Genomic DNA, 10,894 nt, shown 5'->3' with positions numbered 1-10,894 from the left:
TTTTCTCTCAGATTGCTCGTGGCGCTATTGGTGGTCAAACTGTTTGCAACGGCGATTAGTCTGGGCAGTGGTCTGGTGGGTGGTGTGTTTGCCCCAGCTATGTTTTTGGGCGCAACGTTGGGAGCCGCCTACGGAAAGATTTTGCCGTTTGCTTTGCCCTGGTTTGCAGCGAGTATTGCGGCTCCGCCTGCCTATGCGATGGTGGGAATGGCGGCTGTTTTGGCGGCGAGTGTCAATGCTCCACTGACGGCGATTTTGCTGCTGTTTGAGATGACTCGTGACTATCGGATCGTGTTGCCCCTGATGGCGGCGGTGGGCTTGAGCGTGTGGCTAGTGGAGCGATTGAATCAGTCTCCAGAACGCGGGACAAATCTCAAAAAAATTGAGTCTCCTCAAGAAGCCGATCGCGCTCAACAAATCCTCAACACGATCGCTGTGGGGGATGCCATGCAGACAACATTTCTCCTGCTTTCTGAGTCGCTGCCCCTGGTCGAAGCGGGCTGGTCACTCACCGAACATCATTTGCACAGCGCCCTGGTCGTCGATAGCCAAGACCAACTGCTAGGAATCGTGACACTGCAAGACATCAATCGGTCAATCACTCGCTGGGAACACGCTCAAGTCAAAGCTTGTGACCTCGATCAGTCGCTGCAAGCTCAAAGAATTGGCGAAATCTGCACCAAAGAACTGCTCTACGCTTATCAAGACGAACCAGTTGCCGAAGCCCGCGATCGCATGTCTGCCCGTGGCATTCACCAACTCCCTGTTCTGGATCGAGCGGCTCCCCATCAAATTCTTGGCATGTTGGAGCGAGAAGATATTGATCTGGCTTACAACCTCGCTCTGACGAGATCGGTTCTGTTGCCCTACCTGTCGATCAAAATCCAAGCGGATAAATTACCTCAGACTTCTCAAGCAACTTCTACATCGGTGATTTCTCGCCTACCTGAGATTCAATAGCTTGTGAAAGTCACTTATTTCGAGCCGTCCAAATCCCGGTGAACATCATCAGCATTCCGCCGAGAAAGATTGCGATCGCAAGTCCGGCGGGTGCTACGTTTAGCCAGTCAATGTTTTCCATAGAGTTGAATCAGCCAGAGGTGAGCTTACAAAAATTCAGTGCTGTACTCTTACCTTAATACAGACAGAAGGATTTCTGAGAAAAGCAAAAGATGTGGCTCAGGAAATCTCCTGGATTGGGCAAGTGGGTTGAGCAAATTGCATCAAAAACTCCGGGGAAGCTGTCTTTGATTGACGACGATCAATCCGATTTTTCTACTTCAGCCAGCAGTTTTTGAGCGCGCGCTAAGTAACAGCAATAAGTAACAGCAAGATGAGCAGCAGCCAGCCAAATTTTAGTTGCGTTTATTCCACTTCAGTCAGCAAGGCATCTTCGGGTCGCTCAACCTGACGTAGATGAATGTGCTTGCGCCCTAGAGAAATCTCAAACTCATCACCAGGTTGCAGTTCCATTTGTTTGGTGTAGGCTGCGCCGATTAACAGATTGCCATTTGATTGGACGCTAATCCGATAGCTGGCACTGCGACCACCTCGCCCGTTGGTATTTTGCTTGCCGTCAAGCTCAATGCCTTCCGCATCAATTAGCGCGTTTAAAAACTTCATCATGTTGACGCGCTCTACACCGTTTTTGGTCACTGTGTAATAGCCGCACTCTCTTGCTTTTTCTTCTTTGTTGAGGTTTTCGAGTTCCTTAACCTTCTTGAGGAGTGTTTCACCAACAAGAGGCTCAATCTTTTTCTTTTTGCTCATCAACTTGGGTTTGAAATAATAACAGTGCAGTTGGGTTGTTGGCGGGTGCTAACAGACGATGGCAAGCAAGTCTTACTTAATGTTAGCCGCTTAGTTTATATTACACTGAGGTTGTAGGTTTTTCACCTTTTAATGGCGATTGTTTCTAAGGCATTCACTTAAGACATTTGTTAAAGATAACTGATTTGATTTGAGATAGATTTAGTAGACTCGATGTTTTAGTTTGTCGAATATGAATGATGGGCAATTGGTTGAGAGAGGCTGTTTTTGACCACATGCGATCGCGCTCTTAACTTAGTCAACCCTAAGCGTTTCTGATCAAAGCTTTTGGTGATAACTGTGTGCCCAAAAGGACGCAAATTCGACAAATTGATTGGCTGTAGTCGCGAATTTAGGAACGTCTCTCTAACTCCTTCGTGAATGAAGAGCTTTAGCCGGAACGCTTGTCATAAAATCTCTCAGAGTTGGCGGTTGAAAGCAAAAGTCTCACACATTGACGCGAAAGAACCTGAGCGAATTCACATTAAGATGATCCCGCTTCTTCTCAGAGGATGTTTGAAAAGTATCAAATCGTCAGGAGATCCCCCTAGCCCTCCTTAAAAAAGGGAACAAGACCTCAAAGTCCACCTTTTTAACGTCAGTTCGATGAGAGTGACTCGCTTCGTTGCGATCAGCTTCAGCCCCCTAAATCCCCCAAAATTGGGGGACTTTGACCCAGAGAAAGTTCCAGAGTTCAAAGAAATTATGCTGATTCAAAGTCCCTCAGAATGGGGGATTTAGGGGGCGAATCCCCTGGCAACGAAACGAAAAAGTTTATCGAACTGACATCTTTTTAAGGGAGATTTAGGGCGGATCGAAAAACTGTAACGTCAGAAAAAACACTTTTCAAACATCCTCTTGAAATGCTGCCCGAACTTTGCGTCTAATCGCGCGCTCAAAGAGGCTAGAGAACGGTTTGATTTTGGCTGTCTAAAGCGATCGACGCATCAGGGCAAAGAAGTAGGACTAAGAAGTCATGCAGGCTGCCCCAAATTTGCTCCAGACATCCTGCCAAAATCTCAGCACTCTACAATGCTAAAAAGATTGACTGCTTTGTTCAGTTAAAAAAAGTTCTTTGAGACCGCCTGCGCGCCCTGTCTGCAAGGGCTAAAATAAAAAAAGAGCGGAAAGACTGCTTCTGAGAGACTTTAACCTAAGCCACTAACTCAGCACTCGCTGGTATCTGGGCAATTAGGGGGAGGACAGTTCAGCAATCAGACCGCTCTTAACCATTCATTCACCTGTTTTTATAAAGTACTAACCAGGCTTGTCAATTTCATGTTTCAAAGATGAACTTGAAATGACAGTTTGCACCCCTGTGAGGGAGTCATTCTCTTTTACAGCGTCTCTTACAAAAACAAGGGAGCAAACTGACGGCAATCTCGTCTACAAAAGCGCTAATCCCAAATTTGATGGCTCTGTGATACGACTCCTGACGGGCAACTCAAAGCAGATTGCAATGGAAGGTCATCTGGTTTGTCTAGAGTGCGATCGACCGACTTCAAATCTCTTGAAAACAGTGAGAGGTCTGCTAAGTTCCGGATGGTTGTCTTGTTACATGAAGGTCATTTTATGACCGTCCAATGGTTACGATTAAGGAAAACTGAAGTGCGATGAATATGCCAAACCACGATTCTAAAACTCGTCTGGCTGCATGGCGATCGACCTGGAAGCAGTCTGTTCTCTATATACTTTTGCCCTTTGTGGGAGCCGGAACCGCGCTTGCCGGAAGTCGTTTGGTTACCCCTGACTTTCTGCAAACTCAGCCTGCGGTTGCTCAAGCGGCCGATACTCAGATTGCTCAGAGTCGAAGCTCGGCCATTTTGTCTGCTACCGATCCAAATTTTATTGCGGCGGCTGTTGATCGAGTTGGGCCGGCCGTCGTGCGGATCAACGCTTCTCGCACAGTGAGAAACCGAGTACCGCCGATCTTTAATGATCCGTTTTTTAGACAGTTTTTTGGCTCCGAGATTCCTGATATGCCAGCAACGCGGGTTGAGCGAGGCACGGGGTCAGGCTTTATCATCAACGCAAACGGCGTGATTTTAACCAATTCTCATGTGGTCAATGGGGCAGATACTGTTTCGGTCAAGCTCAAAGATGGTCGAGAGTTTCAGGGCAAGGTGCTGGGGCAAGACCCGGTGACGGATGTGGCGGTGGTCAAGATTCAAGCGAGCAGTCTGCCGACGGTGACGCTGGGTAACTCTGAATCGTTGAAGCCTGGAGAGTGGGCGATCGCCATTGGCAATCCGTTGGGACTCGATAATACGGTGACGGCGGGGATCATTAGCGCCACGGGTCGCACGAGCGCAGAAGTCCGAGTGCCTGACAAGCGGGTGAGCTTCATTCAAACCGATGCGGCGATCAATCCGGGTAATTCGGGTGGCCCGTTGCTCAACCAGCGCGGTGAAGTGATCGGCATGAATACGGCCATTATTGGTGGCGGTGCCCAGGGGCTGGGGTTTGCCATTCCGATCAACACGGCTCAACGCATTTCTCAGAAGTTGATTGCTACAGGGCGAGTTGATCATCCCTACCTAGGCATTCAGATGACAACGCTGACACCCGAACTCAGACGGCAAATTAACAGCGATCGCCAGTCTGGTATCACCGTGCAGGACGATCGGGGCGTTTTGATCTCTGGTGTAATGCGAAATTCTCCGGCGGCGAGGGCAGGAATTCGACCAGGGGATGTGATCAAGAAGGTCAATGGGCAGCCAGTCACGACGGCCGATCAGGTGCAGCAAGCCGTAGAAGCCAGTTCGGTCGGTGGAAGGCTGCAAGTCGAAGTCAGTCGAGGCGGGCGAGCCGTGAATCTGGCCGTTCAACCGGGGGCCTTTCCAACTCAGACCGCACAAAACGAGTAGAAGCTGACGAATGGTGAATGCCGGATATGTTTCCAATGGCTTCACCATTCGTCTCGCAATGAATCAACATTTTCTAAAGACTGTAAAGTTAATAAACTCGAAGATTCCGTAGATAACGATTTTATTTAATTCACGTTTCTAAAACCGATGGGTGAACTGCGATCGATTATCGAGTTAGGCAATCCAATTTTGCGTCAGGTGGCGCTGCCGATTTTAGAGGTTAGAGACGAAAAAATTCAGGCGTTGATTGATGATTTGTTAGTGACAGTGAAACAGGCAAACGGGGTAGGAATTGCTGCGCCGCAGGTGGCCCAATCTTGTCAGTTAATGATTGTTGCATCGCGTCCCAATCCTCGCTATCCCGATGCGCCTGAGATGGAGCCAACCGCTATTTTGAATCCGCGCATTCTCTCCCATTCCAGCGAAACGATTAAAGGGTGGGAAGGGTGCTTGAGTGTTCCAGGAATTCGGGGGTGGGTGCCGAGATGTCGAGCGATCGAGATTGAGTACTGCGATCGCAATGGCAAGCTGCAAAAAATGGAAATGACCGATTTTGTGGCGCGAATTTTTCAACACGAATTCGATCATTTCAACGGGCTGATGTTTGTCGATCGAGTCGAGAGTCCCCAAGATTTAATCACCGAAGAAGACTATCAACAGCAAATTCAGAAATCTGAGAATGCTTTAGCGATAGAACAGGTAACGTGCTCCGATCGCAAACAAAAACAGCCCATATAGCTTTTTCATCATCTCGCTGCTGATAAATGGCTGATTGGCGAATAAAGCACCCAAAAGATTGCCAACGACCAGCCCCGCAGCGATCAAAACCGCGTCTCGAATGCTGAGATTGTTGTTGCGGTAATATACGCCTGCACCGAGAATGCCGATCGGTAAAATTTGAGCCGCGAGAGACGTTCCGGTCGCAAACTTTTGATCCATTCCCAACAGCAGCACCATCGCCGGAACCATGATCGCGCCCCCACCGATGCCAAACATTCCGCCTGCAATTCCTGCGACCAACCCAATCAACAACAGTTGCACCATCACAGTAGACATGAATCCGTAAGCTCCTTTGCATGATTTGTGTAGAGGCAAGCTTATCGTAAAGTCATCAAGGGCTGAAAGGGTAAAAGTTGAGATTTGCTGACAGGCTTCATTCGGATGGCTGTGGACGTTAGACATTGGACGTTAGACATCGAACGTTAGACTCAAACTGTTTTCCTGTGCAAAGTCCCGCTAATGGTCGCTTAGTTTTGAATGGAAGGATCAAAGAGTGAGGTTTCTGGAAAACAGGGTTCTCTAGAAAAATAAGAATTAGACTGGTGAGCGGTCTTGAGGTTGGAAGTCGATCGCACCTCACTGGCTCGACCTTCTACTCTTTTAATCATCTAATCTCACAGGCGAGGAGCGAATCTATGAAATTGACGACCAAACAAACTGTGCTGCTGGGAATGTTGACCTTTATCCCACTGGCGATCGCCGCCGAACATTGGGAGCTTCCGCCCGTCCTGGTCTTTGTGGCATCAGGATTTGCAATTATTCCCCTTGCGGCCCTGATTGCCGAATCGACCGAAGGCATCGCTGAAGTGGTCGGCCCAACGCTGGGAGGCTTGCTCAACTCCACGTTTGGCAACGCGACAGAATTGATTGTAGCGATCGTCGCGCTGCGGGCCGGTCTCGTCGATGTGGTCAAAGCCAGCATTACAGGCACGCTGATCGCCAACTTGCTTCTGGCGCTAGGCCTGGCAACTTTCTTGGGTGGCTTGCGATATAAGGAACAAGATTTTCAGCCCGCAGTGGCTCGTCTCAATGCATCTTCGCTCAATTTAGCAGTGGTGGTTTTGCTGACTCCGACGGCCATCCATCTCACCACAGCCAAGAGTTTAGAATTCACAACGCTAAACGATTTCTCGGTCGTTTTATCGATTTTATTGCTGGTGTTTTATGGCTTGATGCTGCTGTTTTCGATGAAGACTCACACCTATCTTTATCAAGGTGTAGCAACTGAAAATGAACTCGAAGCTGAACACCCCTCTCACGCAAAATCGGCCTTGTGGCGGCAAGTAGCGCTGTTGTTGGTCTGTACGATCGCCCTGGTTTTTGTGTCCGAAATTCTGGTTTCCAGTCTAGAAAAAGCGGTTGTCACGCTAGGTTTAACGGATCTATTTACGGGCGTAATTTTGATCCCGATTTTTGGTGGAGCAGTGGAGTACATTACCGCCGTGACGTTTGCAGTCAAAAATAAAATGGATCTTTCTGTTGCGGTAGCGATGGGGTCTAGCTTACAGATTGCGATGTTTGTTGCGCCTGTTTTGGTCTTAGTCGGCCGAGTCATTGGGCAACCGATGAATCTAGAATTTAATGCGTTTGAACTGTTATCCGTGGGGATCGCCGTTCTCATCACTAACTCTATTAGCGGCGACGGCAAATCTAACTGGCTTGAAGGATCAATGTTGCTCGTGACCTATGCGGCGATCGGAGCCGCCTTTTACTTTCACCCCTAGCTGTCTACACCAAAACCTTTTGTGCAAAATGAAGGTTCATTCCCTTTCCAGGAATTTTGGGAGTCAATTCTGTAGGGCTAACAAACCCAAATTGATTGAGTCAACAAGTCTATGAAGTCGATCTACTTGGCATTACTAACAGGGTCGATCGCAATTTTTAGCTGTAGCGCTCCCACCCCAGCCACTCTACCGACCCCCAAACCCGCTGCCCCCAGATCCCCAGACAGCACGCCAGACGAAGCGATCGTGAAACAGACGGTCATGGATGCTTACAATCGCAAGCCACTTTCAGAACAGGCACTTAGATTGCATGACATCACAATGGCTAATGATTACGCGATCGTGGAGGGCGCTGTCGGGGATGCGATCGTGCAGTTTTTGGTGCGGCGACAGCAAGGTAAATGGCAAGTCGTCGCGATGGAATTGGGAGAGCCGTTTGGTGAGCAGGCGGGTTTGTTGGCTCAAAAGGTGCCCGCTGCTACTGTGCAAAAGTTGCTCAGTTTTCAAAAGTTGCGAGAAGTGGCAGCGATCGCAAAGCGTGAAAAAAGCTCGGAGCCATCACCTTTTTGGGACGAATTCTCACCTTTGGCGCACTGTATGGGCCGGTTCATCGTGACTATCGCCGCGCCACAAATCCGTTTGGGCTACTCTTTTTGATCATTCTCGCGCCGCTCTCAGCGACAGTGATTCAGTTGGCGATTTCTCGCACTCGTGAATATGCCGCTGACCAGGGATCGGCCCAGATTACTCACAATCCTCTAGCGCTGGCGAGTGCCTTACAAAAATTAGAAGAAGTGGGACATCAGATCCCAATGAATGGCAATCCGTCGATGTCACTGTTGCTGATTGTCAATCCTCTTTCGACCAAAGGCTTGCAGTGTCTCTTTCGCACTCACCCCTCGACAGAGGAACGGATTCGCCGCTTGATGGAACTAGCCCAACAGCCCTAAACCGCTGCGATCGCCATAGGTTCCTAGGTCTGAGATGATGGTTGAAAAGTATAAAAATGCCTATACCTCGTTGCGATGAACGACCATTCAACCATCATCTCACAAATCTAAATAGCCTCTAAATCCTCTACAAATGAGGAGCTTCCATTCAGTAAAGGGCGATCGTCAAAAACGTACAGAAGGGAGCGATTGACAATTCTATCCTTTCTATCAGAAGGTTTCTAACCCTCGGTCTAAACTTCTGATGGGTAGCGAAATGAGATTTGAGCGCGAGGATTGTCAGTCTACAAACAACACAAGTAATTGCGCCGATGCTTTGCCGCTGGTCGGGCTACAGTTTTTGATTGTAGATGACAATCTCGATACCAGAGCGCTTCTTACTTGTTTTTTTCAAGCGTATGGTGCCGATGTTGTGACGGTTGCCTCAGTTAAGGACGGATTAGAGACACTTCAGCAGTCTAGACCTGACATTTTGATCAGTGAAATTTGTCTTCCAGAAGAAGACGGCTACTCTCTAATTCGTCGCGTCAGGCTGCTAGAAGCTCAACGAGGAGAAACGCCCATTTTGGCGATCGCCGTTACGACGTGTACCCGCGAAGAAGATCGACTCCAGGGATTTTTGGCAGGCTTTCAAGGGCATTTCACTAAACCTGTTGATCTGGAAACCTTGGTCAAAGGGGTCGTCGATTTGTTGAAAGCGACATCAAAAAACTCAAATTAATCGTGGCCTTTTCGCTAGAGCGAAAAGGCTCAAAACCTGGTCTAAAACTGCTCAACTGATCAATCTCTAATCGCATCACGCCATAACATTCACAAGCGACAGCTTCTAGAGCGGGGCGATCGCAAATCCTAACCATTCCCCGACTGCTCTGAATGATCCCTGCTTTCTGCAACACTCCGATGACCAGCGTAACTCCAGAGCGCCGAACGCCTAGCATCTGAGAGATAATCTCTTGCGTCAAAGGAAATTGATCAATCTCCATCGAGTCTTGTACCATCAGCAGCCAGCGAGCTAGCCGTTCTTCGATCGTGTGCAACCGATTGCAGGCAGCAAGGCGCGACGCATGGCTAAAAGCTAATTCTGTGTAGCGTAGCAGTAATTGTTGAAGCGCACCACCGCGATCGAACTCGATTTTTAGCTGATGGGCTGACATTCGCATCGCCCCATCTGCGATTTGTACATTTGCTTCATTTCGAGCGATCGTGTTACCCAAACAAGTAGTGACTCCAATCATGCCTTCTTTGCCAACTAGCGCAACTTCGGCAGTAGCCCCATCTTCCATAATGACTACCAGAGATACCATAGAATCAGAAGGAAAATACACCCAATCGATCATTTCCCCTTCTCGGTAGAGGACTGTTCTAATTGGGAGCGCTACGGCCTCTAGATAAGGTATTAACTGCTCGTAATCTTTGAGGGGCAATGCTGCTAGCAAGCGGTTTTTAGGAATTGCCGAGCTATCGATCAAAGACATAGACAACTTCTCCCGCAATTGGTTAACCAAACGAACCAATGGCATCAAGGAGAAGAATTCGGAATCGAATCTTAAATGTCAAGGGCTAATTTTTCTAAACTAGAACGAAGTCTGAATGAGCTTTAGGCTGCAACTTAGAATACACCTCAACTGTAGTTGAATCTGTGGCTGATTGGTTTTTACTTGAAGGATGTGATTGCTCTAGACAACCTTTAGCGATCGCTCGGCCCAAACTGATCAGGCAGGCGATCGAGTGTCACCATAATAGACGACCCCAATCCGCCGACCACTGTACGATCGCGTCCCACCGTTCAAGCCAATATTGTCGGCAAACTCGATCGTCTACAATCTTTGGCAGTGGTGAGCAGTGACAACGGCTGGCTCGAAATTAGCCGCCCGACCAAGGGCTGGGTGTCGCTAAACTTGACGCGGGTATTTTGCGGCAGCGAATTTAGTCGAACCACGGACTATCTCACACAACTACGACAGCGAGGAATGCAGGACGATCGAGCCGCGATCGATCTTTTAATTCGCTATCTGTATCGCGGGACGGATGGGGCAGGAGGAGAACTCGCAAGTGGCTTTCTCGGTGAGCTTTTAGTACAGCGATCGACCGCCATCTCAGTTTTAGATAGTCAGTCAGAAGAAGTCCGTGGCAAAGTTTTGCAGGGTTTACAACAGGTAGGATTTCGCCCAAACGATCGACAAACCTTCACATCCAAACTGTCCCAAAATCCCAACTCACCGACCGCAAAAACATGGGCAGCCTTACGGCGATAGAGTTGCTCAAAAACGTTCTTTGATCAGCCTGTTAGAGACTGCCATAACGTCAAAACTTCAGGTGGGGAAGCGCGGGAGACTGACTTCACACAGCTTAAAAAACTAGCTTAGAAAGTCCTCTCTCGGCTCCCCAGTTTGGTTTTAGGCCGCATTCCGGGTGATCAGACCCCATAAGAAGATGGCAATTATGGCACCAATCACCGCCACAATTACTCCAGGAATACTAAACCCTGCGGCGGTTAGCCCTATCTGCCCTGTTGTGAGTAGTGTGACAACGCTGCCGCCAATAAATGCGCCGATGATGCCGAGGATCATAGTGCTGAGAAGTCCGCCGCCTTGAGTGCCCGGATAGATGGCTTTAGCGATCGCACCTGCAATAATTCCCAAAATAGCCCAAGCGATAATATTCATAGTTCTATTCCCCAACAGAGATTTTGTAGAAGTTTTGCTTAGTGTTTTGAGCCATGATTTGAGCCAAACGTTTTAAGCAAAAACTCTATCTTTGGAGG

The 10,894-nt window shown here is 48.6% G+C and carries 13 protein-coding genes and 1 pseudogene; 9 read left to right on the top strand and 5 right to left on the bottom strand.

Translation table 11 applies throughout. From position 1 onward, the window contains the following. Window positions 1-960, top strand: a 960-nt coding sequence (locus tag ACKFKF_RS18540) for a chloride channel protein (protein WP_446869054.1), incomplete at its 5' end; no start/stop codon positions are given. A gap of 405 nt (window positions 961-1,365) precedes the next feature. Here ACKFKF_RS18540 and ACKFKF_RS18535 read toward each other — a convergent pair. Beyond that, the gene (locus ACKFKF_RS18535; protein ID WP_446869053.1) at window positions 1,366-1,770 is read right to left on the bottom strand and encodes an AbrB family transcriptional regulator; all 405 of its coding nucleotides are present in this window, start codon (window positions 1,768-1,770) and stop codon (window positions 1,366-1,368) included. Between the two features lie 1,652 nt (window positions 1,771-3,422). On the opposite strand from ACKFKF_RS18535, the gene ACKFKF_RS18530 reads away from it, so the two are divergent. Further along, window positions 3,423-4,676, top strand: a complete 1,254-nt coding sequence (locus ACKFKF_RS18530; protein WP_446869052.1) for an HhoA/HhoB/HtrA family serine endopeptidase — start codon at window positions 3,423-3,425, stop codon at window positions 4,674-4,676. A gap of 147 nt (window positions 4,677-4,823) precedes the next feature. Beyond that, window positions 4,824-5,414 (top strand): peptide deformylase, encoded by a 591-nt coding sequence (def, locus tag ACKFKF_RS18525; protein ID WP_446869051.1) that lies wholly within the window; start codon window positions 4,824-4,826, stop codon window positions 5,412-5,414. Here the strand turns inward: def and ACKFKF_RS18520 are convergent. Then, complete coding sequence (locus ACKFKF_RS18520) at window positions 5,361-5,732, bottom strand: TSUP family transporter (protein ID WP_446869050.1); 372 nt, start codon at window positions 5,730-5,732, stop codon at window positions 5,361-5,363. The two genes, def and ACKFKF_RS18520, sit on opposite strands and share 54 nt — an antisense overlap. A 191-nt stretch (window positions 5,733-5,923) precedes the next feature. Further along, the gene (locus ACKFKF_RS18515) at window positions 5,924-6,064 is read right to left on the bottom strand and encodes a hypothetical protein (protein WP_446856171.1); all 141 of its coding nucleotides are present in this window, start codon (window positions 6,062-6,064) and stop codon (window positions 5,924-5,926) included. Between the two features lie 27 nt (window positions 6,065-6,091). On the opposite strand from ACKFKF_RS18515, the gene cax reads away from it, so the two are divergent. From cax to ACKFKF_RS18495, 4 genes are all read left to right on the top strand, one after another. Beyond that, window positions 6,092-7,180: a calcium/proton exchanger gene (gene cax / locus ACKFKF_RS18510; RefSeq protein ID WP_446856172.1), complete on the top strand. Its 1,089-nt coding sequence runs from the start codon at window positions 6,092-6,094 to the stop codon at window positions 7,178-7,180. Window positions 7,181-7,291: 111 nt separating this feature from the next. Further along, window positions 7,292-7,837: a hypothetical protein gene (locus ACKFKF_RS18505; protein ID WP_446869049.1), complete on the top strand. Its 546-nt coding sequence runs from the start codon at window positions 7,292-7,294 to the stop codon at window positions 7,835-7,837. Then, window positions 7,834-8,130: a M48 family metalloprotease gene (locus ACKFKF_RS18500; RefSeq protein ID WP_446869048.1), complete on the top strand. Its 297-nt coding sequence runs from the start codon at window positions 7,834-7,836 to the stop codon at window positions 8,128-8,130. The genes ACKFKF_RS18505 and ACKFKF_RS18500 overlap by 4 nt, the downstream gene beginning before the upstream one ends. A gap of 256 nt (window positions 8,131-8,386) precedes the next feature. Further along, window positions 8,387-8,851: a response regulator gene (locus tag ACKFKF_RS18495; protein ID WP_446869047.1), complete on the top strand. Its 465-nt coding sequence runs from the start codon at window positions 8,387-8,389 to the stop codon at window positions 8,849-8,851. Here ACKFKF_RS18495 and ACKFKF_RS18490 read toward each other — a convergent pair. Then, window positions 8,802-9,605, bottom strand: coding sequence for a Crp/Fnr family transcriptional regulator (locus ACKFKF_RS18490; protein ID WP_446869046.1), 804 nt, complete (start codon window positions 9,603-9,605; stop codon window positions 8,802-8,804). The two genes, ACKFKF_RS18495 and ACKFKF_RS18490, sit on opposite strands and share 50 nt — an antisense overlap. A gap of 264 nt (window positions 9,606-9,869) precedes the next feature. On the opposite strand from ACKFKF_RS18490, the pseudogene ACKFKF_RS18485 reads away from it, so the two are divergent. Both ACKFKF_RS18485 and ACKFKF_RS18480 read left to right on the top strand, forming a co-directional pair. After that, window positions 9,870-9,962: pseudogene (locus tag ACKFKF_RS18485) on the top strand (hypothetical protein); the annotation flags it as partial. 3 nt (window positions 9,963-9,965) lie between these two features. After that, complete coding sequence (locus ACKFKF_RS18480; RefSeq protein ID WP_446869045.1) at window positions 9,966-10,385, top strand: hypothetical protein; 420 nt, start codon at window positions 9,966-9,968, stop codon at window positions 10,383-10,385. Between the two features lie 141 nt (window positions 10,386-10,526). Here the strand turns inward: ACKFKF_RS18480 and ACKFKF_RS18475 are convergent, their stop codons facing one another. Beyond that, window positions 10,527-10,796, bottom strand: coding sequence for a GlsB/YeaQ/YmgE family stress response membrane protein (locus tag ACKFKF_RS18475; RefSeq protein ID WP_446856174.1), 270 nt, complete (start codon window positions 10,794-10,796; stop codon window positions 10,527-10,529). Between the last annotated feature and the right edge of the window lie 98 nt (window positions 10,797-10,894).

The organism is Phormidesmis sp. 146-12, from assembly GCF_052939495.1.
Note: the sequence above shows the minus strand (reverse complement) of the source record. Positions and strands in the feature narration are given on the sequence as shown.